25 protein-coding genes and 1 riboswitch are annotated in these 25,308 nt (G+C 37.3%); of the genes, 21 read left to right on the forward strand and 4 right to left on the reverse strand.

Annotation, left to right across the window (positions count from 1 at the left end; translation table 11 throughout):
• Positions 1 to 199: 199 nt before the first annotated feature.
• Positions 200 to 1,471 (reverse strand): BaiN/RdsA family NAD(P)/FAD-dependent oxidoreductase, encoded by a 1,272-nt coding sequence (locus ASU02_RS04000; RefSeq protein WP_057761732.1) that lies wholly within the window; start codon positions 1,469 to 1,471, stop codon positions 200 to 202.
• A gap of 282 nt (positions 1,472 to 1,753) precedes the next feature.
• Here ASU02_RS04000 and ASU02_RS04005 point away from each other — a divergent pair, with 282 nt between their 5' ends.
• From ASU02_RS04005 to ASU02_RS04035, 7 genes are all read left to right on the forward strand, one after another.
• On the forward strand, positions 1,754 to 1,996 hold the full coding sequence (locus ASU02_RS04005) for a sulfurtransferase TusA family protein (protein WP_057761254.1): 243 nt from the start codon (positions 1,754 to 1,756) through the stop codon (positions 1,994 to 1,996).
• A gap of 50 nt (positions 1,997 to 2,046) precedes the next feature.
• Entirely contained in the window at positions 2,047 to 2,409 is a 363-nt protein-coding gene (locus ASU02_RS04010; protein ID WP_053477373.1) for a DsrE family protein, read from the forward strand.
• A 17-nt stretch (positions 2,410 to 2,426) separates the two neighbouring features.
• Entirely contained in the window at positions 2,427 to 3,140 is a 714-nt protein-coding gene (locus ASU02_RS04015) for a sulfurtransferase TusA family protein (RefSeq protein WP_057761256.1), read from the forward strand.
• Between the two features lie 11 nt (positions 3,141 to 3,151).
• Complete coding sequence (locus tag ASU02_RS04020) at positions 3,152 to 4,330, forward strand: cobalamin-independent methionine synthase II family protein (protein WP_057761258.1); 1,179 nt, start codon at positions 3,152 to 3,154, stop codon at positions 4,328 to 4,330.
• 19 nt (positions 4,331 to 4,349) lie between these two features.
• Positions 4,350 to 4,790 (forward strand): OsmC family protein, encoded by a 441-nt coding sequence (locus ASU02_RS04025; RefSeq protein WP_057761260.1) that lies wholly within the window; start codon positions 4,350 to 4,352, stop codon positions 4,788 to 4,790.
• Between the two features lie 291 nt (positions 4,791 to 5,081).
• Positions 5,082 to 6,695, forward strand: a complete 1,614-nt coding sequence (locus ASU02_RS04030; RefSeq protein WP_057761263.1) for a putative polysaccharide biosynthesis protein — start codon at positions 5,082 to 5,084, stop codon at positions 6,693 to 6,695.
• A gap of 26 nt (positions 6,696 to 6,721) precedes the next feature.
• The gene (locus tag ASU02_RS04035) at positions 6,722 to 7,441 is read left to right on the forward strand and encodes a pseudouridine synthase (RefSeq protein WP_057761265.1); all 720 of its coding nucleotides are present in this window, start codon (positions 6,722 to 6,724) and stop codon (positions 7,439 to 7,441) included.
• Positions 7,442 to 7,554: 113 nt separating this feature from the next.
• On the opposite strand, the gene ASU02_RS04040 is transcribed toward ASU02_RS04035, so the two are convergent.
• Positions 7,555 to 7,776, reverse strand: coding sequence for a DeoR family transcriptional regulator (locus ASU02_RS04040; protein WP_053477612.1), 222 nt, complete (start codon positions 7,774 to 7,776; stop codon positions 7,555 to 7,557).
• Between the two features lie 386 nt (positions 7,777 to 8,162).
• Here ASU02_RS04040 and ASU02_RS04045 point away from each other — a divergent pair, with 386 nt between their 5' ends.
• The 9 genes from ASU02_RS04045 (at position 8,163) to ASU02_RS04085 (ending at position 18,397) form a co-directional block, all read left to right on the forward strand.
• Positions 8,163 to 8,876 (forward strand): ABC transporter ATP-binding protein, encoded by a 714-nt coding sequence (locus ASU02_RS04045; protein WP_057761267.1) that lies wholly within the window; start codon positions 8,163 to 8,165, stop codon positions 8,874 to 8,876.
• Positions 8,869 to 10,059 (forward strand): ABC transporter permease, encoded by a 1,191-nt coding sequence (locus ASU02_RS04050; RefSeq protein ID WP_057761269.1) that lies wholly within the window; start codon positions 8,869 to 8,871, stop codon positions 10,057 to 10,059. The genes ASU02_RS04045 and ASU02_RS04050 overlap by 8 nt, the downstream gene beginning before the upstream one ends.
• A gap of 108 nt (positions 10,060 to 10,167) precedes the next feature.
• Positions 10,168 to 11,586 carry a dipeptidase PepV gene (gene pepV, locus ASU02_RS04055; RefSeq protein WP_057761271.1) on the forward strand — a complete coding sequence of 473 codons (1,419 nt, stop codon included), beginning with the start codon at positions 10,168 to 10,170 and terminating at the stop codon, positions 11,584 to 11,586.
• A 29-nt stretch (positions 11,587 to 11,615) separates the two neighbouring features.
• A complete protein-coding gene (dat, locus tag ASU02_RS04060) occupies positions 11,616 to 12,473 on the forward strand; it encodes a D-amino-acid transaminase (protein ID WP_057761273.1) in 858 nt (285 codons plus the stop codon).
• 154 nt (positions 12,474 to 12,627) lie between these two features.
• Complete coding sequence (gene thpR, locus ASU02_RS04065; RefSeq protein ID WP_095396682.1) at positions 12,628 to 13,197, forward strand: RNA 2',3'-cyclic phosphodiesterase; 570 nt, start codon at positions 12,628 to 12,630, stop codon at positions 13,195 to 13,197.
• A 38-nt stretch (positions 13,198 to 13,235) separates the two neighbouring features.
• Positions 13,236 to 14,225, forward strand: a complete 990-nt coding sequence (locus ASU02_RS04070; RefSeq protein WP_057761277.1) for a nuclease-related domain-containing protein — start codon at positions 13,236 to 13,238, stop codon at positions 14,223 to 14,225.
• Between the two features lie 35 nt (positions 14,226 to 14,260).
• Positions 14,261 to 15,208 carry a diacylglycerol/lipid kinase family protein gene (locus ASU02_RS04075; protein WP_057761734.1) on the forward strand — a complete coding sequence of 316 codons (948 nt, stop codon included), beginning with the start codon at positions 14,261 to 14,263 and terminating at the stop codon, positions 15,206 to 15,208.
• A gap of 24 nt (positions 15,209 to 15,232) precedes the next feature.
• Positions 15,233 to 17,389: a type I pullulanase gene (pulA, locus tag ASU02_RS04080; RefSeq protein WP_057761280.1), complete on the forward strand. Its 2,157-nt coding sequence runs from the start codon at positions 15,233 to 15,235 to the stop codon at positions 17,387 to 17,389.
• A 219-nt stretch (positions 17,390 to 17,608) separates the two neighbouring features.
• Positions 17,609 to 18,397 carry a phosphotransferase family protein gene (locus ASU02_RS04085; protein WP_057761281.1) on the forward strand — a complete coding sequence of 263 codons (789 nt, stop codon included), beginning with the start codon at positions 17,609 to 17,611 and terminating at the stop codon, positions 18,395 to 18,397.
• Here the strand turns inward: ASU02_RS04085 and ASU02_RS04090 are convergent.
• Positions 18,385 to 18,663 carry a YtzH-like family protein gene (locus ASU02_RS04090; protein ID WP_057761283.1) on the reverse strand — a complete coding sequence of 93 codons (279 nt, stop codon included), beginning with the start codon at positions 18,661 to 18,663 and terminating at the stop codon, positions 18,385 to 18,387. The two genes, ASU02_RS04085 and ASU02_RS04090, sit on opposite strands and share 13 nt — an antisense overlap.
• A 260-nt stretch (positions 18,664 to 18,923) precedes the next feature.
• On the opposite strand from ASU02_RS04090, the gene trmB reads away from it, so the two are divergent.
• The 4 genes from trmB to ASU02_RS04110 all read left to right on the forward strand — a co-directional run bounded on the left by trmB (position 18,924) and on the right by ASU02_RS04110 (position 23,179).
• Positions 18,924 to 19,568, forward strand: coding sequence for a tRNA (guanosine(46)-N7)-methyltransferase TrmB (gene trmB, locus ASU02_RS04095; RefSeq protein ID WP_057761285.1), 645 nt, complete (start codon positions 18,924 to 18,926; stop codon positions 19,566 to 19,568).
• A 172-nt stretch (positions 19,569 to 19,740) separates the two neighbouring features.
• Positions 19,741 to 20,859: an enoyl-CoA hydratase/isomerase family protein gene (locus tag ASU02_RS04100; protein WP_057761287.1), complete on the forward strand. Its 1,119-nt coding sequence runs from the start codon at positions 19,741 to 19,743 to the stop codon at positions 20,857 to 20,859.
• A 33-nt stretch (positions 20,860 to 20,892) separates the two neighbouring features.
• Positions 20,893 to 22,266 carry a sigma-54 interaction domain-containing protein gene (locus ASU02_RS04105; RefSeq protein WP_057761289.1) on the forward strand — a complete coding sequence of 458 codons (1,374 nt, stop codon included), beginning with the start codon at positions 20,893 to 20,895 and terminating at the stop codon, positions 22,264 to 22,266.
• A 109-nt stretch (positions 22,267 to 22,375) separates the two neighbouring features.
• On the forward strand, positions 22,376 to 23,179 hold the full coding sequence (locus ASU02_RS04110; RefSeq protein WP_057761291.1) for an enoyl-CoA hydratase/isomerase family protein: 804 nt from the start codon (positions 22,376 to 22,378) through the stop codon (positions 23,177 to 23,179).
• 66 nt (positions 23,180 to 23,245) lie between these two features.
• Here the strand turns inward: ASU02_RS04110 and ASU02_RS04115 are convergent, their stop codons facing one another.
• The gene (locus tag ASU02_RS04115; RefSeq protein ID WP_057761293.1) at positions 23,246 to 24,067 is read right to left on the reverse strand and encodes a hypothetical protein; all 822 of its coding nucleotides are present in this window, start codon (positions 24,065 to 24,067) and stop codon (positions 23,246 to 23,248) included.
• A 125-nt stretch (positions 24,068 to 24,192) separates the two neighbouring features.
• Positions 24,193 to 24,291, forward strand: a riboswitch (SAM riboswitch).
• Positions 24,292 to 24,541: 250 nt separating this feature from the next.
• On the opposite strand from ASU02_RS04115, the gene ASU02_RS04120 reads away from it, so the two are divergent.
• Positions 24,542 to 25,306, forward strand: a complete 765-nt coding sequence (locus tag ASU02_RS04120; RefSeq protein WP_057761295.1) for an enoyl-CoA hydratase/isomerase family protein — start codon at positions 24,542 to 24,544, stop codon at positions 25,304 to 25,306.
• Positions 25,307 to 25,308 lie beyond the last annotated feature (2 nt).

A 25,308-nucleotide genomic window follows, 5' to 3' on the forward strand; every position in this document is an offset into this window, starting at 1 on the left:
TTATGCACCCAAATATGGTGATTAATCCAAAAATTGGACACATAAAAAGATATACAAACGCGAATCTGGTAATTAATGCAAAAATCGGTCCCATAAAAACTTATACCAGCCCGAATATGTTAATTAATATAAAAAGCGGTCACATAAAACTTTTATGTGACCGCAAAATCGTATTTTTTATATACATCTTTGCAAATTCTTATTTAAGGTTTCGAGCTGTCAGCGCTGCATTTATCCCAGCAAGTCTTCCCGTTACGAGTGCAGAGGTGATATTGTAACCGCCTGTGTAGCCGTGAATATCTAGGATTTCCCCGCAGAAAAACAATCCATCCATAAGTTTAGATGCCATTGTTTGCGGCTCGATCTCTTTGACAGAAACCCCCCCGCCTGTAACAAACGCTTTTTCCAATGGAAGTGTTCCATTCACTTGAAATTGGAATTTTTTGCAGCTATTCACAAAGCTCCGCAGCTTATCATTTGAAATGGTTGCTCCTTGAGAAGAAGGATCGATTTCACTTTGTTCGAGCAGGAATAATAAATATCTTTCAGGTAAATAGCCTTTTAAGAGATTTTTAATACTTTTCTTTGGCTCATCCTTAATGAGTTTATTTATTTCTTGAAGCAGCGGTTCTTCTTTTTTATCAGGCATGACATCGAGACTCATTGTCACTTCACGCAAGTCCCACTTTTTCATTGCCGTGACAACAAACTGGCTGCAGCGTAAAACAGCTGGACCGCTGACACCAAAGTGGGTGAAAATCATATCCATCCTGTGTGTAATCAAAGCCTTCCCTTTCGGATTTAATACACTGAGTGCTACATTTCTTAAAGATAATCCTTGCAAAGCTTTTTCCTTGATAAAAGGCTCTGTCGAAGTGACTGGTACCTCTGTTGGAAATAAATCAGTGATCGTATGGCCAGCTTTTTTCGCCCATGCATAACCATCACCGGTAGAGCCAGTATGCGGAACAGACTTACCTCCGACAGCGATAACGACTGAATCGGTCTCGTATACATGCCCGCCTTTCAGTTCAACAGAATGAACTTTTCCGTCCTTATAATGTACCTTGCTAATCGGACTATTCGTTTTGATGTTCACCTTTAATTCCTTCATTCTTAAAAGCAATGCATCGACTACAGATTGTGCTTTATCAGTAACAGGAAACATTCTTCCATGGTCTTCTTCCTTGAGTTTAATCCCAAGCTTCTCAAAAAATTTGATAATATCCTCATTACTGAAAAGAGAAAATGCACTATACAAAAAGCGGCCATTTCCTGGAATATGCTTAATAATTTCATCAACCGGGAGTCTATTTGTAACATTGCATCTGCCCCCGCCTGAAATGGCAAGCTTTCTTCCAAGCTTGTCCCCTTTATCAATGAGCAGAACCTTTGCTTTGTTTTCAGCTGCGCCAATGGCTGCCATTAAACCTGAAGGTCCTCCGCCAATTACAATTACATCATACTTCAATTTCGTCACCAACTTATTTTCATCCTTAAAATCTTTAATAATTATAAACGATTCGCGATGAAATACATAATATGATCCTTTTATTGAATTTAATCTTACTATAATTAGATTGCTTCTTTAACTATTCGAAAAGGCGATGTATATTCATTGATCCTATCGATAGATTGAATTTATTTTGAAAAATGAATTCATTATAATTGAGGGGAAAGCGCTTTAATTTATTTAAGGTTCCAGTTTATTTTCCTCTTTTTTATTATCAAACCTATAAAAAGGGGGTGTCAAATGCAAAGTCATATGTCAGTGGATGTTACCTATGATGCTGGTCCAACTGGGTGCGGTGAGCTAATAATGAACTTATTTCTTACGATGAGGAAAATGGGTGAGGGGGAAATCATAAAAGTGATTTCGTATGACCCTGGTGCGCGTGAAGATTTGCCTGCTTGGTGCCGAATGCAGCACCATACATTGTTAAGCCGTCTAGATGAGGGAAATATCAGTCATTATTTTATTAAAAAAGGAATGTAGTTTTAGACCTATTAACTATTTCAGTAAACTAAAATTTGGGAGGAATCATCATGTCAGGAAAATTCGCAGTAAGTATTACAAGTGCAAAAAATGATACAGATAAAGCAACGGTTGGGTTTGTAGTTGCCAATGCTGCTGTTGCATCAGGCCAGGAGACAGTTGTCTTTTTAAATGTGGAAGGTGCGTTTCTAGCAGAAAAAGGATATGCAGAAGATATTCACGAAGAAGGCTTCGCGCCATTAAAGCAATTAATGGATCAATTTGTTGAAGCGGGTGGGATTATTTGGGTATGCAGTCCTTGCTACAAAAAGAGAGGGCTATCAGAAGATAATTTAATTGAAGGAGCAACAATTGTTGGCGGTGCTAGATTGGTAGAGTTTTTAACACAAGGTGCAGCTTCAATTACATATTAATATAGGGGGCAGCTTTTATGTTACATCCTCATGCCGTTTGTGATGGTGGAGATCTCGATTGCGGATCAGGTTTGTTATTGATTATTAATAAAAGTATGAATCCTCTTGATCCCGGACAAGTTTTGGAAATTAGAAGCAGAGAAAGAACGGTCGCTGATGATTTACCAGCATGGTGCCGAATGGTCAAGCATGAATTTATCGGGTCAGAACCAGGTGAGAATACGGTTAGATATTTTGTGCGAAAAGGTCAAAGCCAATCAGCATTAGAGAGTGATCTTACAGCTGCGAAAGGGTACAAATGGAATGTTCGGGTGCAAGGGGAGAAGGATTTAAAGGCAAAAGTATTTGCAAGAAACCATCATTTCTATTCCGGACAGCCTGCAGATTTTAGTGCTCGTGTGGACGCGCCAAGTGCAATCGATTATTTCATGGCGTCCCTTGCTTCCTGTCTAACTGTTGGATTTAAAGCGCATGCTTCAAGAAGGAATGTTGTTGTTGACCAAATCGAGCTTTCGCTTAAAGGTTCCATCGAAAATATTTTATCTCATATGGAAATAGAAGAAACGGGAAGTCCGAGTATCCAGCAGATTTCAGGTACATGCTATGTATCGTCCGCTGCGGATGAAGAGTTATTGAAAGAGATTTGGCAAATTACATTGAAAAAGTCACCTATCTATCAAACTTTGAAAAAAGCAGTTGAAATTAAACTGACCTTTTCAATTGTCTATTAGGAGGAAATACGATGGAATCAACATTATTCCCTACATCTGTCATCGGCAGCTGGCCCAGGTCGGTTGAAGTGCAGAAGGCGATGAGAGAAAAAAGAGCAGACAGAATGACAGATGAAGCATTTCAAGCGGTTGCAGATCAAGCGGTTATTGAATGCCTTCGTCTGCAAGAAGAAGCTGGCGTAGATATCGTGTCTGACGGTGAGCAAAGAAGAGATAATTATATTTCGTTTGTTGCTGAGCATTTGAATAATGTGAAAATGCTAACGGTCTCTGAATTGCTAGAATACATAGAGGATAAAGCAAGTTTTGAAGAAATCCTTGGAACACTTGATGTTCCTGCTTTTTCCCTATCAAATCCCGCAGCAGCAGGGAAAATTAGCCGGAAAAAGCCACTTGCATTAAATGACTTTCGATTTCTAAAAAAGCATACAGATAGAAAAATTAAAGTAACGCTTCCAGGCCCGTATTTATTAACAAGATCCATGTGGGTTGAAGGACTATCGGAAGAAGCTTATCCAACGAAAGAAGACTTAGCAATCGATATTGTAAGCGTTTTACGAGAAGAATTGGAAGATTTGATTGCTGAAGGCGTCGATTTTGTTCAATTTGATGAACCTGTGCTGACTGAGCTCGTATTCACACAAAAGAATGCCAATCGAACATTTATGTGTGGAGCTTTGACTGCAAAAGCAGATGCTGAGGTAGAAATTGAATTCGCACTTGGGTTAATGAATCAAGTGATGGAAGGGATGCGGGGAAGAGGAACAAAATTAGGTGTCCATATTTGCCGAGGGAATTGGAGCAGAGAAGACGACATTCTTCTAAGAGGTCCATATTTTCCACTTATCCCTTATTTATCAAGGGTAAATGTTGATCAGCTCGTTCTTGAGTATGCGACACCAAGAGCAGGGGAAATCGAGGCAATAAAGGAGTTCACTCATGCTGAAATTGGTTTTGGCGTTGTGAACCCTCGAACGGAAGAGATTGAAACCGCAGAAGAAATTGTTGAGAAGGTCAATCAATTGTTAAAGTTTATGCCGGCTAATCAAATCTATTTAAATCCAGATTGCGGGTTTGGCACCTTTGCACAAAGACCGATGAATAGTGAACAGATTGCTAGTGCAAAGCTTAAGGTGATGAGTGAAGCCGCAAACTTTTTAAGAGAGCAAATTAAATTAGCAAGTATGTGATTATCAGGAGGGAGATTAGATGAGCCAAAAACTTACATTTAAATTAGATGTGACTGGTTCTGGAATGAGGACAGATGCTACGAATGGCAAACATATAATAAGCATTGATGAACCAGAATCTTTTGGGGGAAAAGATTCTGCGCCTGATCCAATGTCAACCATGTTAGCTGCCCTTGCAGCTTGTGAGAATGTAATGGCACAAATAATTTCAAAAGAAATGAATATCCAAATAGAGGATATTTCTTTTAAAGTCGAAGGTGAACTGGATCCTAGCGGATTAATGGGAAATTTAGATGTAAAGCCATACTTTGAAAAAGTGAAGGTAGAGGCTTTCTTAAAAACCTCAGCCTCTCAAGAGCAAGTGGATGAATTACGTAAAAAAGTGGATCAAAGATGCCCTATTTTCCGAACAATAAAGGATGCTGGAATTCCAATTGAGAATTTATGGGTGAAAAACTGAATAGTATTACTGAAAAAAGCCAATTTTTTCACAGGCTTTTTTTTGTTTAGATGTAATGACTGCCTGCTAAAGCGATTTTTATTAGCTCTAAGTAGAAATCCTGTAAGAAGAGGAGTAGAATACAAATAGTGTGCAAAAAAAAATTGTGATTGTTATTTACATAAATAAATTTTCCTATAGAATTATCTTTTGCTACGAAACTTAATAGTGGGACACAGCATAGCTGAGGCTTCTTTATAAGAGGACTTCACCTGAGTAGGTTCTGCGTTTTTTGAAGGGGAATGGGGTTCTATGTCATCAAAGCTTTTAAGAGGTACTTTTATAATGACTCTAGCTACAATCATTTCAAAAGTGCTCGGGTTATTTTATGTAATTCCTTTTTATCATATTGTAGGGGAAGAAGGAAATGCGCTATACTCCTTCGCATATATTCCTTATACAATCTTCATTAGTTTAGCAACAGCAGGCATACCTGCTGCGGTTTCAAAATTTATTTCGAAGTACAATGCATTAGAGGAATATGCAGTAGGGAGAAAGCTATTTAAATCAGGACTAGTAGTGATGTTATGTACAGGAACGATATCCTTTCTATTCCTATATTTTTTAGCTCCATCGCTGGCTGATTTTATTATTCCAGATAATGTGGATACGAGTGTGAAGGATGTAGCGACGGTTATTAGAGCTGTAAGTTTTGCGCTTATTGTTGTTCCTTTCATGAGTTTAATTCGCGGCTTCTTTCAGGGGCACCAATCGATGGGACCTTCTGCATTATCACAGGTTATTGAACAAATTGTTCGTATTGTGTTTGTTCTTGCAGGTGCCTTTATTGTTTTATATATCATGAAAGGCAGTCTTGTTCAGGCAGTAAGTGTAGCCACTTTTGCCGCGTGTATTGGTGCAATCGGTGGTCTAGCTGCACTATTATGGTATTGGTATAAAAGAAAGCCTTATTTAGATGGTCTTTTATTGAATGACAAAGGCACAATGGAGATTTCTTTAAAGGATATGTACAAAGAAATCGTTGTGTATGCCGCCCCATTTATTTTTGTTGGCTTATCTGGATCGCTTTTCCAATTTATTGATCAGCTGACTTTTATTCGGACGATGGCTGAAATTGGCTTAGCTGATCAGGCAGTATCATCCTTTGCTGTATTAAATTTCCAGACACATAAACTTGTCATTATTCCTGTGTCATTGGCAACAGCTTTTTCTTTAACGCTTGTTCCAAGTATTACTAAAGCTTTTGTTGAAAGCGATCGTACTAGTTTAAATTATCAATTGAACCAAGCATTTCAGGTGCTATTATATCTAACACTTCCAGCAGTTGTAGGTCTTTCCTTATTGGCAGAGCCAATTTTTACATTGTTTTACGATCATAATGAGCTGGGAACAGAGGTGCTTAGAACCTATGCGCCTGTGGCAATTCTTTTTGCTTATTTCTTAGTTACTGCGGCAATTTTGCAAGGAATTAATGAGCAGCGATATACTGTTCTAAGCTTGCTTGTCGGGTTATTGCTTAAATTGAGCTTAAATATCCCTCTTATCAAGCTGATGGAAACACAGGGGGCTGTAGTTGCAACTGCAATAGGCTATACAGCTGCAATTTTGATTAATTTAATTGTGATAAAAACGTATGCTAAGTATCCATTCCGGCTTGTACTCAGAAGAGGAATTTTGATTGTTATTTTTACAGCGATAATGTTTGCAGGTGCGGGAATGACGTATAAGCTTCTTACACTTTTCTTAACACCGACTACTAATTTGCAAGCCTTCCTAATCGTTGTTATTTGTGCAGCTGTTGGCGCAGGAATTTACTTCTATCTAAGCTTTAAAACAAAACTTGTGTATTTCTTATTTGGACAAAAAGTCGAACGCGTAATGAAGAAGTTAAAATTGCGCAGATAAGAGCCCTTACAAAAAGAGGTGATAGTATGAGAATTGATAAAATGCTGGCTAATTTGGGCTTTGGAAGCCGAAAGGATGTAAAACAGCTTTTAAAGAGCGGGGCTGTAGAAGTCAATGAGCAGAAGGTAAAGGATGCCAGTAAGCATGTGGACCCAGATAAGGATAGTGTGACAATCAACGGAGAAGAAGTGGTGTATAGAGAGTTTATCTATTTAATGATGAACAAGCCGCAGGGAGTGATCTCAGCAACTGAGGATTCGCAGCATGAAACGGTTTTAGATATATTGGAGCCGGAAGATTTAGTATTCTCTCCATTCCCGGTTGGACGGCTTGATAAAGATACAGAAGGGCTGCTGCTGTTAACAAATGATGGTCAGCTTGCCCACCGCCTCTTATCCCCGAAAAAGCATGTGCCGAAAACCTATTTTGCTGTTATCAACAGTGAGGTAACAGGAGAGGACATTGCCGCTTTTGAAAAGGGAGTTATATTGGATGATGGGTATGAAACAAAACCTGGGGAATTAAAGATTATTAAATCTGGTATGACATCAGATATTGAACTGACGATCACAGAAGGAAAATTTCATCAAGTGAAAAGAATGTTTGAGGCGGTTGGGAAGCGTGTCATTTATCTGCAAAGGATTTCAATGGGGCCGCTTCAGCTGGATGAAACATTGGAGCTTGGTGAGTATCGTGAATTAACAGAAGAAGAATTTGAAAGCTTAATGGAATATGAGGTCAAATAAAAATCGCCTAGAATGGCGATTTTTTTTATTTTGCTATACTCTTACGATCAAACCAGTTTGAGTTTCCTCTTCAGACATCAGACCTCATATGAGAGCAATGCACGAAAGGGAACCTATGATGACATCTTTACCTTCTTTTTGGTAGTCGTCCATTTTCCTCGACTCGGGCTTTTCACTAAGTCGTTGTAAACAAGAACGTTTAAATCTCTCTGAATGGTGCGAGGAGTAATACCAAATTCCTCTACAAGCTCTCCCGTTGTTACAGTTCCACGCTTATTAATAAACATGTAGACGGATTTGATACGGTTTAACATCCGGTTAGTCGAAGGTTTCAAAAAACCACTCCCTATCCTTTTTTCAAACCAATGGCAAATTCCTGCAACTGACAGTTCATTGAAGAACCTATGTCCTTCAAGCATATGTAGTCTTCTTTTCCTCAGCCAACTCCTTTGCAAATATCAGATGTTTTTTCAATAGATGTCAAACTCATCTTTATTGTACTCTTATTTTTTGATAATTTCTACTTTATTGAGGAATTTCCACCATAATCATGAACTTTTCTCCTTTCATTTTCTATCTTTGTATATCGTATGGTCTTGCCTGCTTGTATTATGTTGGAAAATTCTGATAATAATATTTCTCCTGATTCTTAAAGTTTAGGTTGAAAAATAGTAAACCTTTTAAACCTTTCATTCGTACAGAATAAATAGGAGGAGTTAAGATGACATTATTAAATGTAGACATTCAATCAGCAGGCTATGACAAGGGAAAGGAAATTATCAATAATATTCATTTTAATATTAAAGAAGGAGAGCTGATTGGATTAATCGGCCCTAATGGTGCTGGAAAAAGCACAACCATTAAAACGATTCTTGGGTTATTGGAAAACAAGGAGGGGGAAATTTCTTTTAGGGAGAATACAAAATATTCTTATGTACCGGAAAGACCCGTTTTCTATGATGAGCTGACATTATGGGAGCATCTTGATTTTATCGCAGCAGTTGAGGCTCTCCCTGATAAGGAGTACAAGGAGAAAGCAAAAGATCTACTTGAGCAGTACAAGCTAATGGAACATGCACATGAATATCCCGGCAAGTATTCAAAGGGCATGCAGCAAAAAGCCATGCTAATCTTAGCGATGATTACAAGCCCAAAGGTATACATTATTGATGAGCCATTTATTGGGCTCGATCCGAACGCGATGAAGCTTTTCTTAAAGCTAATTGAGACGGAACAAAAGCGGGGGGCAGGAATATTGATGTCCACGCATGTATTAGATACAGCAGAAAAGGTATGTGATCGGTTCATAATGATCCATAAAGGGCAGCTGAAAGCAACGGGAACACTCAAGGATATTCGAGAACAGTGTAATCTTCCTGATGGGTCCCTGTATGACTGCTTTCATTTAATTGCAGAGGGTAATCCCGATGAGTAGCTGGAAACTTTTTCGTGATCGATACATAAGAGATCGAAAATATCAGTATAGGGTTATCCGATCAATTGCCGATTGGACAATCATTATATATCTTATTATTCCTGCCCTATTATTTATAATCTTTCAGTACCGGTCTTGGTGGATGGAGCTGCCGAGCTGGATTGAATACATTCCGTTTATCTTGATATTCCTGCTTATTTATCTTTTGTCCTGGAATGGAAGCATTCGTACATATGTTGAGGAAGCAGACAAAGTATTTCTAATAAAGATGCAGTCAGTCTTTTTGGGGATGAAAAAATGGGGATATTTATACTCACTCTTTTCCCAATCGGTAGTAACAGCAATTACGTTTCTTATATTGCTGCCATTCTTAAGAAATCATTTCTTTCTTAGCTGGCAGGAAATAGGTGCATTGTTTTTTTTCTTTATTGCATTAAAAGCGCTAATTATGCTCGTAAAATATCATCTGAAGAAAATAGACAAAAGGATTAAAAAGCTAGCACTTAGTATTCTTTTGTTTGTTGCCTTAAGCTGGATGTGTCAGCTAATCTATTACCTTTGGGATAAAGATGCCTTGTTTCTCGTTTGCTTATGCGGAATCGTCTTGCTGCCAGCTTCCATTTATTTCAGCTTAAAGTCTATCCGGAAATTATCTGCAATCGATCACGAAATAGATATGGGCCGAGCCGATAAGACGAAAAATATTGAGCTTATCTTCATACTCTCAAATGAAATTGAAAAACCAATTGTTTCGAAAAGAACAAAACCGCTTCTATTCCGGCGTTCTAAGCGAATGTTTAAAAAGCGAGTACCGGTAAATGGGTTCATTGAATTGTTTTTAAAGGTATTTCTAAGAAACCGCTCGTATGTGATAAGCTATTTTCAAATTATTTCCGTTGGAACCGTTGCAATCGTACTCATTCCACCTCTCTGGATAAAAATAATCATTTTCTTCGGCTTTCTTATTATGATGAATTCATGGCTTTCACTTGTTTGGGATAAGATTGCACCATCCAATCCACTAAGTAAAAAATATAGTGAAACAGATTTCTATTTTAAGGCACGGAAAAGGGCTGTAATCTTTTTATTTACAATAGCGATCATCCTTCTAGCCTTTTTTGTATTATGCTGGCATAGTATACTGTCCCAATTTGGCATGCCATTTGGTTTGTTCAGAAGGTAGGAAAATATTTTTATTTATTTGTGTTAGGTGTATCATGGTGCATAAGGAAAAATGAATTGATATAATTTTAAATAGATTTAATTTTTTTCTTACACTGGAGGATTAGTAATGAACGTGATTGATTGGCAAAAAGAAGTGGAACAAAGAAAAGAAGCACTGATTGACGATGCCAAAAAGCTTCTGCAAATTAAAAGTGTATTGGAAGAAGATCAAGCAACAGAAGATGCTCCACTAGGAGAAGGGGTAAAGGAAGCGTTAGATTTCATGCTTCAGCTTGGCGAGAAAGATGGGTTCACCCCTAAGAATGTTGGAAACCTTGCAGGACATTTAGAATTTGGACAAGGTGAGGAAATTGTCGGGATTCTTTGTCATGTGGATGTTGTACCAGAAGGAGACGGCTGGTCAAGTGATCCATATGGTGCCGAAATCCGTGATGGCAAAATATTTGCAAGAGGAGCCATTGATGATAAAGGCCCAACGATGGCTGCGTATTATGCTATGAAGATTGTGAAGGAGCTAGAACTTCCATTAAATAAGCGTGTCCGCATGATCATTGGAACGGATGAGGAAAGTGATTGGCGTTGTGTAGATCATTACTTTGAAAATGAAGAAATGCCGGCAATGGGTTTCGCACCGGATGCAGATTTCCCTATCATCTATGCAGAAAAAGGGATTGCTGATTTTGACCTTGTTCAAAGTGGAGAAGGTTCTAAGTACGATGGAGAAATAAAGGCAACTGTGCTCTCCTTCGAATCTGGCAGAAGATATAATATGGTTCCAGATTTTGCAAAGGCATCACTTGAAGTGAATAATGAGCCAACAGAGATCGTGCAAATGTATGCTGATTTTCTTAAACAGAATGACCTTCCGGGAAAATACTACATTGAAAACGGTGTATTAATTCTTGAGGCGGAAGGGATTTCAGCCCATGGGATGGAGCCGAATAACGGGAAAAATGCAGGTCTCTACATGGCTAAGTTTTTATCAGAATTGAAAATTGATTCGAAAGCAAGACACTTTTTCCAGTTTGCGACTGCATATTTTTATGATGAGTCAAGAGGTAAAAAGCTGGGTATTGCCTATTCAGATGATATTACTGGAGATTTAACAATCAATGTAGGGAAGCTTGCCTTTACACAGGAAAATGGCGGACGTCTAGGATTAAATGTCCGCTATCCTGTTACAAATAATATGGATGATACGAAAGGCATTCTTGAAGGTTTGCTAAAAGATGAACACTTTATCATTGAAAATTTCACTGACTCGAAGCCGCATCACGTGGCTGAAGATGATTTTCTCATTCAAACACTAAAGAAAGTGTATGAGGAACAAACAGGTGAAAAGGCTGAACTGCTTTCAATTGGTGGAGGAACCTATGCTCGTTCCTTAAAGTCTGGTGTGGCATTCGGTCCGCTTTTCCCTGGAAGAGAGGATATCGCACACCAAAAGGATGAATATATGTATATAGAAGACATGCTAAGAGCAACAGCGATTTATGCACAGGCTATATACGAACTTGCAAAATAAAAATTTCCTAACAGGGGAGTATTGGAGAAATGACATACGTAATTGTAAATGGAGAGTTCATTCATCGTTCGGAAGCAAAGGTAGATATTGAAGATCGAGGATATCAATTTGGGGATGGCGTTTACGAGGTGATCCGTGTTTATAACGGGAAAATGTTTACTGGTACGGAGCATCTTGAACGTCTTATTGATAGCGGCAAGAAGATTGGGATGGAGATTCCCTATACTGTTTTAGAATTAACGAAGCAGCTTAAGCACTTAATTGATAAAAACGGGCTCAATTTAGGAACCTTGTACTTGCAGGTGACACGAGGAATAGCCCCAAGGAATCATGCATTTCCTTCAAGGGATGTTTTGCCAACCTTTGTTGCTTATTCAAAGGAAGTGGAGAGACCTGTTGGAAATATGAAGTCAGGGGTAAAGACGATTCTGAACGAGGATATCCGCTGGCTTCTCTGCGATATTAAAAGTTTGAATCTATTAGGTAATTTAATGGCAAAACAAAAAGCGGTAGAGGCAGGCTGCTTTGAAGCAATCCAGCACCGCGATGGAGTTGTAACTGAAGGAAGCTTGTCCAATATTTCAATTATCAAAAATGGAAAAGTAATCACACACCCGGCCGACAATCTCATCCTTAATGGGATAACAAGACAGAAAGTTTTAGAAATATGCAGGCAAAATGGCATTCCCTTTTCTGAAACTCAATTCACACTTGGTGATCTAAAGGATGCAGATGAAGTTTTTCTTTCAGGAACAACAGTTGAAGTGACACCAATTGTTGAAATCGAAGGAGAAAAAGTAGGGGACGGGAACGCAGGACCTATTACGAAAAATTTACAAGAGTTATTTATTAAAGAAATTGAAAAGGAATGCGGCGCAATTAGCTAAATAATTTAAGGGGAAAAGTAAGCAATGATCATCTGAAATGGTTGCTTACTTTTTTCAATTTAATCGAAAATGTCATCAGCACCGCCGAATAAAGTAGAACCTATTATCAACATCTGCTAAAATAAGTTCAAATATTGCTCATTGGAGGATGAAAATGAACCGTTCAACTCATTTTTTCTTTGCGGTTAGCTTACCAGAGGAAGTTAAAAAGGAGTTACATAAGCAATGCTTAGCGATAAAGGAAAGTTTTCCGTTCCAGCGGTGGGTTCATCAAGAGGATTATCATATCACACTGGCCTTCCTTGGCGCAGCAGCAGAGGACAAGCTTGAAAAGGCAAAAAAGCTCGCATTGACAGAGTTGAATGGGCAAAAGGCATTTCCCCTTCAGATTAATCAGCTTGGCGTGTTTGGAAGAGTGGATTCACCAAGGATATTTTGGGCAGATACTGAGCAAGAGGAACGATTACATACGATTCGAAACATCGTATTTTCTGCTTGCCTGGAGGCTGGATTTAAGCTAGAAACGAGGGCCTTTAAATCACATATTACTTTAGCAAGGAAATGGGCTGGAAGCCATCCATTTGAGGAGGAACATTTAAAAAACAATCCATTTGACAAAGCTCCTCTCACATTTCAAGCGCAAGAAGTTGTTTTGTACCAAACACATATCGATCGAATCCCCAAATACGAAAAAATAGCAGCATTCCCGCTGCTGGAAGAATAAATGAATTACTAGAGAGATGACAAGGCAGGCAAAGATAAATGGGACAGTTAATTAAAATGCAAGATTATGTTTCACGGTATGAACAAAATATTTATTTATATCCATCCCGCTATGTAAGGCTTAAAAAACATCAATGGGAAAAGTTGAAAGCTGCATGGGAAAATAACGATGCTTCTGTCTTCATGAACCAGTCACAGGAAGAAAATCCTGATTGGCTTGAAGAAGAGAAAAAGCCTTTAATAGATAAGCTAAAAGGGCTATGGAAGCTAGGCAAGAAGGATAATGAAGAGGAAGATCTGTTAAAACTAGATCAAATGGATCCTGATAACGAAGATAGTGGAGAGGAAGCCATTCTGCAATTCGAAACAAAATTCACCTATCGTCCTGATTCAGTGGAGGAATTAAAACATCAGTTCCTAGATCAATTATTCCGCTTTCAAATGAAATGGGCGAGCTCTACTTTGACTGAGAAATCGTTTGTGGATAAACGGTTCTATTATGATGAAAAGTTAAAGTTTTTTCTTCAACGTTTTCCTGATACGTTTCTCGTTCTCTATCTACCGCTTTTTTTGCTAAAAAAGGCGCCGGTGGAAGTAGAAACGATTATTTTAAGTCCGACTGGTGTTTGGTGCATTAGTCTTTTAGAGGAAGAGGATTCATCCGTATTTATCGGATCCAAAGAACGCTTTTGGGTGAAACGAGTAAATGGGGAAGAAAAAAAGGTATTGAATCCATTATTAGCATTAAACCGAACAGCGAAAATTGTTCATCAAATATTCCGCATGAATGAGATCGATTTACCGATTCATAAGGTGATTCTTTGTAGAAATGGATATATTGATCACCCTGCAGCTCCCTTTGATGTCCAAATGATAGAAAAGCGAAATTATGAAGAATGGTTTAAAGGCATGAGGAATCTTCGTTCTCCGCTTAAACATGTGCAGTTTAAAGCGGCTCAGGCATTGCTGCAATATTGCCAAACGACATCGATTAGAAGACTTGAGTGGGAGATTTCTGAAGAAGAATAGTAGGAAAAAGTCTATATAGAAGGTAGAAATATGTGATGAAAAAGCTCTATTTTATCATTAATCCTCAGGCGAAAAATGGCCGTTGTCAAAAGGTTTGGCGAAAACTTGAAAAAATACTTAATGAACAAAACATTTTATTTGAGGCTTTTTTTACTGCGTATCATGGCCATGGAAAAGAAATTGTTCATTTGATTTCTGAAAAAGAGGCAGGGAAAAAAATCGTCATCGCCGTTGTTGGAGGAGATGGAACCATGCACGAGGTGGTGAATGGAGCTGTAGCCAACAAGCATATCCAGCTTGCATATATTCCAGGTGGGTCTGGTAATGATTTTTCTAGAGGATATGGCATTCCAAGAAATCCAGTTGCTGCGCTTTACCACCTCTTGAGACAATTAGAGGAAGAAGCCTCACTAATTGATTTAGGGAAAATAACAAACAAAGATGAGGAATGCATTTATTTTGTCAATAATATGGGTGTTGGACTGGATGCTCATATTGCAAGGAAAGTAAATCTTTCAAAAATAAAAAAGCTATTAAACCGTATTACTTTAGGAAAGCTAGTCTATGTTTATTTTTTGCTGAAAAGTGTATTTACCTATCAGCGATCTTCAATTGAATTAATTATAGATGGGAAACGTTTAACGTTTGATTCCACTTGGTTTGTAACCGTTTCAAATCAGCCGTTTTATGGAGGGGGAATGAAGATATCCCCTAATGCCTCCCCCTTTGATGGTCAGCTAAATATTACTATTGTTCATAATTTATCAAGATGGAAGCTCTTATTTGTATTTATTACTGTTTTTTGGGGAGGACATGTTGCATTTAAGGAAGTGGAAACGTTTACTGGTAGTGAGATTAGAATTTCTTCTCCCGGCATGATACAAGCTCATGCAGATGGTGAGGATATCGGATGTACTCCATTAACATCCATTACTTGCCGAAAATTCCTTCCAATCCTTTCGAAGGCAAGTGGACAGGAATGAATACTTGGATTTGGAGGTAGGATCATGAAAGCCATAACTCGAAAATTTTTTGCTTACTTAGATGACATGCAAATCATTACGATCTTACTTCCCAATAATTATTTCGGAGGAAGCTCCTCACACTTTTCTATTAAAAAAATGAATAGGGGGGAGCATGTTCTTCTGACAATTATAAATCGAATACCGCTAGAAAATAGCGTTAAATATATTTGTCAGATAGAAGAAAAACTAGTAATTGGTGAACAATATTGGGTAATTGATGAGCATGGTGAAAAAACAGACTTGCAAATAGGCGCTGTTATACGCACAGCTGCTTTTGATAATGATTTTTTCTATGATGGCCAACTGGGCTATATATATCATTCCGATCACACTTTATTTAAGCTATGGGCTCCTACTGCAACAAAGGTGAAATTAAAATTGCTTCCCACGGATAGGCCTAAGACTGAAATATTTCATTCAATGATGAGAAAAGAGAAAGGGGTATGGCAGGCAGCAGTAACAGGTGATCTTGAGTGCTATTGTTATTCCTTTCTAATCTATGTGAATTTAGAATGGAGAGAGGCAGTTGATCCTTATGCCATTTCAGTTAGCACCAATGGAGAATATGCAGCTGTCATCGATCTGAACAAAACAAGAGTGACTAACCCCCCCCTCCCCCTATTTAAACAACCTACTGATGCAATTATCTACGAAACACACATAAGGGATTTAACTATCCATTCTAATAGCGGAATTAAAAACAAAGGCAAATATCTTGGTGCTGCGGAGCTGCATACTGTTTCGGCAGACGGAACACCAACAGGGATCTCCTATGTAAAGGAACTCGGTATCACGCATATTGAATTTCTTCCATTTAATGATTTTGAGGGGATTGATGAAAGAAGGAATACGGATGAATACAATTGGGGTTATAATCCATTGCATTTTAATGCGCCCGAAGGCAGCTTTTCTACAGACCCTTCTAATCCATATGCAAGAGTAACAGAATTGAAAGCAATGATACATGCGGTCCATAGACAAGGGATAAGGGTAATTATGGATGTTGTTTATAATCATGTGTATATTCGAGAGTCTTCATCTTTTGAAAATATTGTTCCCGGCTACTATTTCCGCCATGATGAATTTGGAATGCCTTCCAATGGAACTGGTGTAGGCAATGATTTTGCTTCAGAACGGCTGATGGGAAGAAAATTTATTATTGATTCGGTTATGTATTGGCTGAAAGAATACCAAATAGATGGCTTTCGATTCGACTTGATGGGGATTTTGGACATTGAAACGATGAATGAAATCCGGAAGGCAGTTGATTCAATTGATCCATCTATTCTTATTATTGGAGAAGGATGGGATTTGGATACACCAATTTCCGCCAATAAGAAGGCTTGTATTCGCAACCAAAAATGTCTTCCGAGAATTGGCCAGTTTAATGATTGGTTCAGGGATACGGTTAAAGGGAGTACATTTCAATTAGAAGATAAAGGCTATGCATTTGGAAATGCCCATTATTATGAGGCTGCTAAACAAGTTCTTGCAGGAAGTATTGGCCTGGATAGGACTGAGGCAGGATTATTTCTTTCACCAGTACAATCGGTCAATTACGTAGAATCACATGATAACCACACACTATGGGATAAATTAGCGGTCAGTTCTAAATCAATAAGTAAAGAAACAAGACAGAAGCAGCACATGCTTGCCACAGCAATGGTGCTGCTTTCACAAGGGATTCCCTTTTTGCATAGCGGGCAGGAGTTCTTCCGAACGAAGAATGGGGAAGGAAATAGTTATCGATCATCCGATAAAATTAATCAGCTGGATTGGAATCGAAAATCTTATTATGAAGAGGAAGTTGCCTATCTGCGTGAACTAATTCGAATTCGAAAGTCACATGGTGCCTTTCGGTTTACTAATCGGAAGCTTATAAGTAAGCATATGTATTTTCTCCCCGCTGAAAAGCCGGTCATCGGATTTCTTTTAAATGATGTCGATGATTATGGGGAGTGGGGAAAGATAATTGTTTTTTTTAATCCAGCTTTTTCACAAAAAATTGTGGAACTTCCTGAAGAGCAATGGCTGGTACTTGCGGATGAACAAACAGCGAATATAAAGCCAAAGAGGATGCTTGAAAAAAATACACTAGAGCTGCCCCCTATATGCTTTTATGTACTTGTTAGCAAGTGAAGAATAAATTAGCTTGACGATAAAAGCATGAAAGAGATAAAATTTATAAAGATAGCTATTGGGTGATCTTAAAGCGATAGCTATCTTTATTTTTTGAAATTGAAAAAGTTATTTTGAAATAGATTGTCTAGCGTAGGCAGTTTGCCCCAAATAAAGAAATTTTATATTTGTTGGGGGAGGCAAGGCGTTTGCGCTTTTCTACTAAGCAGGTGAACAATTTTGGAACATATTTTAGGACAAGAGTGGGAGATTGTTCCCGCGGGCGGGGCGACAGGTGAAGCCTTTTTTGCTAAGCATAAAGGGCAGCAGCTGTTTCTAAAACGGAACACATCTCCATTTCTTGCTGTACTATCCGCTGAGGGAATTGTTCCTAAGCTTATTTGGACAAAGAGACTGGAAAATGGGGACGTAATCACTGCCCAGCAATGGGAAAGTGGCAGAGAATTAAAACAGGCAGACATGAACAATGAACGAGTTGCTAAGCTGCTGAAAAAGATCCATGGCTCAAAGCCTTTACTTAGCATGCTTGAAAGACTAGGTAAATCGCCCTTAACAGCAGAAATTATCCTTCAAATCATTGAAGAAGATTTGGATGAAGACTTAAGGGATAGGGATATAATTGTCCAATCAATCGAGTTTTTAAGGAAGGAAATCGATCATATCCATTGTGAAGAGATGACTGTTTGCCATTGCGATGTTAATCATAACAACTGGCTGCTAGCAGAAAACAACCAGTTGTATTTAATTGATTGGGATGGAGCAATGATAGCTGATCCCGCTATTGATCTTGGCATGCTATTGTACGGGTATATTCCTAAACAAGAATGGGATGAATGGATCAATCGGTACGGATTAACACTTACAGATGATTTACTATTAAGGATGAAATGGTATGTCATCGCACAAACGATTAATTCCATTCAATGGCATAAAAGCAAAAGCCGATTTGAGGAAATGAATAAATGGATCCAGTTCCTTATAGATCTTCATAGATCCTATGAAAATTGATTAATTGAATCTACCCATTCAGATAATTCTTGCTGATGCATTTCGATATGATTGTCCAATTGAGAAGAGTTAATTCCATTCTGACTGTATTTATATATATCTTCTAGAACTGTTTTGGCACTTTGGTCTACATTCGGATTGCTAATTAATGATTTAACTAATCGTTCAAGCTGCTCACATTCTGATACTGAGCCGCAGCAATCTGTTTGATGATTGCTTAATATATCCTTTAATAAATTTAACTGATCCTGCTGATCGATTGGCATGATCGACACCCTTTCAACTATAATAAAAGGAATTCACCTTAGGTTGTGAGTTCCTTTTTCGATTTATACATGATTCAACCGGCAGCTGTCATGTTACCAGTCTTTTTTTGCTAATTAAAAATGTATTTCGATACATTCTGAACATATAAGAAAAATAAGACATTCGCCGAAAAAATAGGCGCTTGTTAAGTTTTTCTAATTGCAACACTGCCGTTTGCATGATAATGTTTGAGCGATATAACTTTTATAGGAGTGTAATTATGAGACAAAGAAATAAACCTTGGGCAAAGGAAAAACTTGCTGAGTATCCGCAATATGTCATTCAATCTCCTGATCAATGGAAGGGAAAATGGCATGAAGTATTTGACAAAAAGCAGCCGCTTCATATTGAAATTGGAACTGGTAAGGGCCGTTTTATAAGCGGAATGGCAAAGGCGAATCCTACGATCAACTATATAGGAATTGAATTACAAGACAGCGTGATTGTGACCGCACTTGACCATATTATTGAAGCTGAATTACCGAATGTGAAACTTATGAATGTAAATGCAAATGACCTTCATGCATTTTTTGAAAAAGGAGAAGTGGACAGGGTTTATTTGAATTTCTCAGATCCTTGGCCGAAATCGCGTCATGCAAAGAGGAGATTAACCTACAAAACCTTCCTTAAAACCTATGAGGAGATCTTAGTTGATCAAGGGGAGATTCATTTTAAAACTGACAATCAAGGATTATTTGAGTATTCACTGACAAGCTTTTCTGAATATGGGCTGCTGTTAAAGTATGTAAGCCTTGACCTTCACAAGAGTAATTTTGAAGGAAATATTATGACTGAATACGAAGAGAAGTTTTCTAATAAAGGTAACCGTATTTATCGTTGCGAAGTTCAATATAGAAAAAGTTAAGCTTATCCAATTGGATAAGCTTATTTTTTTCGAATGATTATGGATTTAAGAAAAAGAGAATGAATAAGTAGTGTATTGAATCCCTTGATAACAGCTAGTTAGTATTAATTGGCAGTTATGTTATAATTGTTAATAATACAGAAAATTATGTATATTTAGCAGAAATATAAAAATGGAAGGAATAATGAATGTTATGATGGTCGAAAATGAAGTTTTGTTTGAAGAGAACCAAGGGACTGGATGGATTATACTAAATCGTCCTAAAGCTTTAAATGCATTATCCCTTCAGATGGTTAAAGATATTTATAAACAGCTAAGAGTGTGGGCCCATAATGAAAGCATTTCATTGGTTTGTATAAAGAGTCAAAGTGAAAAGGCATTTTGTTCAGGTGGAGATGTCCGGGCTATATATGAAAGTGTAAAACTGAATCCTGATAGTATGGTCCCTAAAGAATATTTTATTACTGAGTATAAAATGGACTTGCTCATCCATGAATATAAGAAGCCTGTATTAGTGTTTATGGATGGTATTGTAATGGGAGGAGGAGTAGGTCTCTCTGTCGGCGCCCGATTTAGAATAATCACAGAAAGAACTAAATGGGCAATGCCTGAAATGAATATTGGCTTTTTTCCTGATGTAGGGGCAAATTATTTTCTTAATCAAATGCCCGGCAGGATTGGATTATATCTCGCATTAACAGCAAAGATAATTATGAAAGGGGATATTCTTTCTACAGATATGGCAGATTATTATCTTGATAGCAGCAGGTTGATGGAAGTAGAGGCGTTTATAAAGTCACATGTATGGAAACCAGAAAATATAGAAAGAGAAATGGCTGAATTCTTAAAAAGTGTTTGTGTGAGACCTCATGAATTACCTCATAACTTGAACGTGGAAAAAATTAATCAATATTTTCAATATGAAACGATTGATCAAATAATAAATTCATTAGATGAAGGAGCTAGTAATGGAGATGAATGGGCGTTAGAAACGAAGAAGACTCTTCTTAAGAAATCACCTACATCATTAAAAGTAACTATAGAATTAATGAAGAGAGGGAAAGGAAAAAAACTTAGGGAGAGCTTTGCTATGGATACTGAAGTTGCTCTTAATTTTTTACATACTAAAGATTTTTTCGAAGGAGTCCGGGCAGTATTGGTGGATAAAAATCAGATGCCAAAATGGAATCCGGATTCTTTTAATGAAATTAGTGATGAAAGTATCAACCAATTCTTTCAAGCTGACTGGAAAAATGAAAGTAATCCATTTAATAGCCCCAACGATAATTAGTGGAAATGACGCTGCTAATAAAGGAGAGGTTATATGAAATTAGAAAAACATTTGCTGTCTATTTTGGAATCGCTCCATGACGCAGTTATTGTTATTGTAAAGGATAGTACAATCGTTTTTGTAAATAAAGCTTATTCTGAACAATTTCAAGTTCCTGCTAAAAAAATTATAGGCAGAAAGCTAAAGGAAATTGAAGGGAACTCTCGAATTTTAGAAGTTTTAAAAAGCGGTAAATCCTTAATCAATGACTGCAGTTATGTCCATTCTCTAAAAAAGGATGTATGTGCAAATATCACACCATTAATAGAAAATGGAGAAATGATTGGTGTGGTTACAATCATGAAGGATATTACCGAGTTAACTAAAGTCCAGGATGAATTGACAAAATATAAACGGGATTTGTCCGATCTTCAAGAGCAATTAGATAGAAGATATTTCTATAAGCTTGAAAGCAAATCAAGCGTCATGCAAAAGGCTGTTCAGTTATCAAAGCAAGTTGCCGATACGGATGCATCTGTTATTCTTTATGGGGAAAGTGGAACAGGTAAAGAAATCTTCGCAAATTCAATTCATGAAGCTAGTAAAAGAAATAATAAACCTTATATTGCTATTAATATTGCTTCTATCCCCGATTCTTTATTTGAAAGTGAAATGTTCGGGTATGAAGATGGGTCATTTACCGGGTCCAGGAAAGGTGGAAAAAAGGGCCTTCTTGAAATGGCAAATGGAGGGACACTCCTTTTAGATGAAATTGGAGAAATGTCATTAAATTCGCAAGCGAAGATACTCAGAGTTATCCAAGAGCGAAAATTTCAAAAGGTGGGTGGAACTAAGCTTTATCCGATTGATGTAAGAATCATATGTGCAACCCACCGAAATTTAAAAGATATGATCAAAGCTGGACAGTTTAGAGAGGATTTATACTACAGAATTAATGTTGTTCCAATCTATATCCCACCTCTGCGGAATAGAAAGGAAGATTTGCCTTTTCTATCAAATACAATTCTCAATGAGTTATGTTTGAAATATAGTAAGCATGTCAGAATGAGTGAAGAAGTGTTGCGAATTATGGAACAGTATGAGTGGCCAGGAAATGTTAGAGAATTAGTTAATGTATTAGAAAGAATGCTAGTCGTTTGTACAAAACAATTTTTTGAACCAGAAAATCTCCCAGATTATTTCTGCTTAGATAGACATCCTTCATCAATTAATTCTAATAATAGTATTAGCCCATCAATCGTTTCACCTTTGTTTACAACTAAATTAGATATCCTCATAGAAAAAATGGAGAAAGAACATATTGAGTTTATTTTAAAAAATACTCGAAATCGAACGGAGGCTATTCAGAAACTGGGGATAAGCAGAAAATCTTTTTATACTAAATTAAAAAAATATCAAATTGAATAGGGAATAAATGTTTTTTTCCTTGTTACGTTTTGTGATTAGAAAATTTAATTATGGCATGAAATTTGCATTAATTATTTATAATCTTAAACTCTATAAGGAGGAAAATCAGATGAAAGTTGATATTCAAAGAATGAAAGACGAAAATGCCAAAATTATCTATCAAGAAACTGCTGGATTAGCTATTATCACTATACACCGTCCACAAAAAAGAAATGCCTTAACCGCAAACATGTGGAAATATTTATCTGAAGTAGGACAAAGGATTTTGGATAACCCCAAAAATAAGGTTGTGATCTTAAGGGGAGCAGGGGAACAATTTACAGCTGGTTCAGATATAAAAGAGTTTCATCAAATGTCACTAGAAGAAGCTGAGAACTCTTTTATCGTAATGGAAGAGGCTATATCAACATTTGAGAATTTACCAATTCCGACAATAGGCGTTATTAATGGTCCAGCAATGGGAGCGGGTCTTGAGTTGGCCTTAGCCTGTGATTTACGGATTGGTTCCGGTAAATCGAAATTAGGTATTCCTGTAGGCAAATTAGGAATTACTTTAAATAATAAATTTGCACAGCGCATAGTTAATTTAATTGGTCCTAGTCTAACGAAGGATTTGGTTTATACAGGACGAGTATTAAAGGCGGAAGAAGCATATCGTTTAGGAATGCTGAATTACTTGGTAAATGACGACGTGTTAGATCGTTTTTCAATTAGAATGGGGAAGCTGGTAGCTTCTCAAGCACCTTCTTCATTACTAGCTGTCAAGCAATCTGTAAGTCAATGTGTGAATAGTGTACCAGTCTTATGGAAGGGGTCGCCCCCTTTTATAGATAAATATGATTTTCCGGAAGGGGTAGCTGCGTTTGTCGAAAAACGAATCCCTCGTTTTTCTCGGCGCTCATTACTAAATTAAAGGATTTTTGCAACAGTTTCTTGCTCCGTTAATACCTCATAGAATAATTGACTTTTTAAAGGAAGCTCATCTTCTTAGAGAGCTTCCTTTTTCTATTTTGTTAACTGAAATATTGATTGCGTATAGTTCAATATTCACATGATCAAGAAAATGTTGATAAATTTCCATTTGCAGTGCTGTTAATTCCTCAAAAATATTATTTTGAATAGGAAAACAAATGGACACGCTTAGATTTAGTGTGGGGAGTCCTTGTAAATCGATTGAAACAGATTCGTATTTCACTAATTCTGCAAAGTTTACACAAATATATTTAACAAGTTGTTTAAAAACCTTTTTATGGATTTTAATCGTTCCATGATGAAAATCAGGATAAACGATTGTTGTTTCTCCAATTCTTTCTTCCTTAGTTGAAAAAACCTCCATTCCTTTGTCAATTAATTTCTTAAAGAAATTTTGATCAACTTGCTTATATGGTATAGGTATCACATGCTTTCCCTCTGTATTTCTTATATATTGTGCTATTTTTATTTCACTAGATGAACGTATGTCTTCAACATAATAATAATGATTTATTTTATTTAACTCTAAGCGTGCTGCTATTAAATTTACCATCTTATCGGAAGTTCCTATGACTAGAATCTTGCCGATAAAATGATTGCGAATGGCTTGTTGAACCTCATTCTTATGCTGCTCATCAAAAAAAGTAGCTCTTTTTACTGCTGAAATATAATTCTTTTCGAACTTTGCAGATGAACCTGCAATTTTTTGCCCATTTAATATTAAGAGACCATCATCAATGATTGCCGGGATTCTTTTTTTATACGCAAAAGATAAGGCACTGGTACTTTTCCCTGTCCCGCTTGCCCCGCTTAAGGCATACACTTCCATAATGTTCACTTCCTTATTTATATTCATTTATGGTAAATAATTTAAAGAAATAAAAGTAGTTGACATTCTCTCTTACTCATTATAAAGTAAAGGACAAGTTTAATAAATTGAATATTTAAAATATTTTCTTATCAAGAGAGGTTGAGGGACTGGCCCAATGACACCTCGGCAACGGACTAATTGTACCGTGCCAAATCCAGCAAGCATCGCTTGAGAGATAAGAAGAGGTGTTACTAGTAGTTTTTCCCTCTTCTTTGCTATGAAGGGGGTTTTTTTATTGTTTCTTCCTAATAACAATTGTGCGAAATAGAAACAAAGTTGTTTCATTTTGAAACAGTTATTTCAAACCTTTACATATTGACCACGGAGATAGATGATTTTGTTTCACTCGATTTAAGATAAATAGATATTATTTTTTGGCACGATAATTGCAAGTTTAAATTTGAAGACCAAGAAAAAGTAGGAGTGATAAATATGAAAAAAGTCAGGTATGAAAGGAAAAATAGCATCGGGATTATCACTATTGATTCTCCCCCTGTGAATTCCTTAGACCGAGATGTTTTTAATGATTTAGAGGAAGCTGTTCTCCAAATTGAAGATTGTGTAAGAGTCGTTATTATTGAAGGTGCTGGCTCAAAGGCGTTTGTAGCTGGTGCAGATATTAAAGAATTCCCAGGATTAACATCAGAAGCAGGGGAAGCCCTCTGTTTGAGAGGGCAGGCAGTCTTTAATCGAATAGCTAATCTATCACAGCCTGTGATTGCTGCAATTGATGGATTCACATTAGGTGGAGGGCTAGAGCTTGCACTTGCTTGTGATATTCGAATTGCTTCTAATGACTCACAATTTGGTCTCCCAGAAGTAAAGCTTGGAATTATCCCTGGTTATGGTGGTACACAAAGACTGCCACGACTGATCGGGCAGGGAATGGCGAAGAGGCTAATTTTTTCAGGTGAGTTTATTTCGGCTGATAAAGCATATAAATATGGCCTCATTGAGGAGGTAATAGAGGGCGATGTACTATCTAAAGCAATTGATCTAGCAAATATTATCGCTTCAAGAGGACCGATTGCTATACAGAAGGCGAAGGAAGCAATCAATGTGGGAGCGGAATTGACTTTAAATGAAGGCCAACAAATTGAAGCAAAATTATTTGGAGAAATCTGTTTAACAGATGATAAAGAAGAAGGCGTAGCTGCATTCTTGAAAAAAAGAGAGCCATTATTTACAGGAAATTAAGG

The sequence above is a fragment of the Cytobacillus praedii genome, assembly GCF_001439605.1.
In the GTDB taxonomy this organism is placed as follows: domain Bacteria; phylum Bacillota; class Bacilli; order Bacillales; family Cytobacillaceae; genus Cytobacillus; species Cytobacillus praedii.

Coding starts and splice junctions, on each gene's coding strand:
- ASU02_RS04005 (WP_057761254.1), top strand. CDS start 1,754: ATGCAAAGTCATATGTCAGTGGATGTTACCTATGATGCTGGTCCAACT.
- ASU02_RS04010 (WP_053477373.1), top strand. CDS start 2,047: ATGTCAGGAAAATTCGCAGTAAGTATTACAAGTGCAAAAAATGATACA.
- ASU02_RS04015 (WP_057761256.1), top strand. CDS start 2,427: ATGTTACATCCTCATGCCGTTTGTGATGGTGGAGATCTCGATTGCGGA.
- ASU02_RS04020 (WP_057761258.1), top strand. CDS start 3,152: ATGGAATCAACATTATTCCCTACATCTGTCATCGGCAGCTGGCCCAGG.
- ASU02_RS04025 (WP_057761260.1), top strand. CDS start 4,350: ATGAGCCAAAAACTTACATTTAAATTAGATGTGACTGGTTCTGGAATG.
- ASU02_RS04030 (WP_057761263.1), top strand. CDS start 5,082: ATGTCATCAAAGCTTTTAAGAGGTACTTTTATAATGACTCTAGCTACA.
- ASU02_RS04035 (WP_057761265.1), top strand. CDS start 6,722: ATGAGAATTGATAAAATGCTGGCTAATTTGGGCTTTGGAAGCCGAAAG.
- ASU02_RS04045 (WP_057761267.1), top strand. CDS start 8,163: ATGACATTATTAAATGTAGACATTCAATCAGCAGGCTATGACAAGGGA.
- ASU02_RS04050 (WP_057761269.1), top strand. CDS start 8,869: ATGAGTAGCTGGAAACTTTTTCGTGATCGATACATAAGAGATCGAAAA.
- pepV (WP_057761271.1), top strand. CDS start 10,168: ATGAACGTGATTGATTGGCAAAAAGAAGTGGAACAAAGAAAAGAAGCA.
- dat (WP_057761273.1), top strand. CDS start 11,616: ATGACATACGTAATTGTAAATGGAGAGTTCATTCATCGTTCGGAAGCA.
- thpR (WP_095396682.1), top strand. CDS start 12,628: ATGAACCGTTCAACTCATTTTTTCTTTGCGGTTAGCTTACCAGAGGAA.
- ASU02_RS04070 (WP_057761277.1), top strand. CDS start 13,236: ATGGGACAGTTAATTAAAATGCAAGATTATGTTTCACGGTATGAACAA.
- ASU02_RS04075 (WP_057761734.1), top strand. CDS start 14,261: ATGAAAAAGCTCTATTTTATCATTAATCCTCAGGCGAAAAATGGCCGT.
- pulA (WP_057761280.1), top strand. CDS start 15,233: ATGAAAGCCATAACTCGAAAATTTTTTGCTTACTTAGATGACATGCAA.
- ASU02_RS04090 (WP_057761283.1), bottom strand. CDS start 18,663: ATGCCAATCGATCAGCAGGATCAGTTAAATTTATTAAAGGATATATTA.
- trmB (WP_057761285.1), top strand. CDS start 18,924: ATGAGACAAAGAAATAAACCTTGGGCAAAGGAAAAACTTGCTGAGTAT.
- ASU02_RS04100 (WP_057761287.1), top strand. CDS start 19,741: ATGGAAGGAATAATGAATGTTATGATGGTCGAAAATGAAGTTTTGTTT.
- ASU02_RS04105 (WP_057761289.1), top strand. CDS start 20,893: ATGAAATTAGAAAAACATTTGCTGTCTATTTTGGAATCGCTCCATGAC.
- ASU02_RS04110 (WP_057761291.1), top strand. CDS start 22,376: ATGAAAGTTGATATTCAAAGAATGAAAGACGAAAATGCCAAAATTATC.
- ASU02_RS04115 (WP_057761293.1), bottom strand. CDS start 24,067: ATGGAAGTGTATGCCTTAAGCGGGGCAAGCGGGACAGGGAAAAGTACC.
- ASU02_RS04120 (WP_057761295.1), top strand. CDS start 24,542: ATGAAAAAAGTCAGGTATGAAAGGAAAAATAGCATCGGGATTATCACT.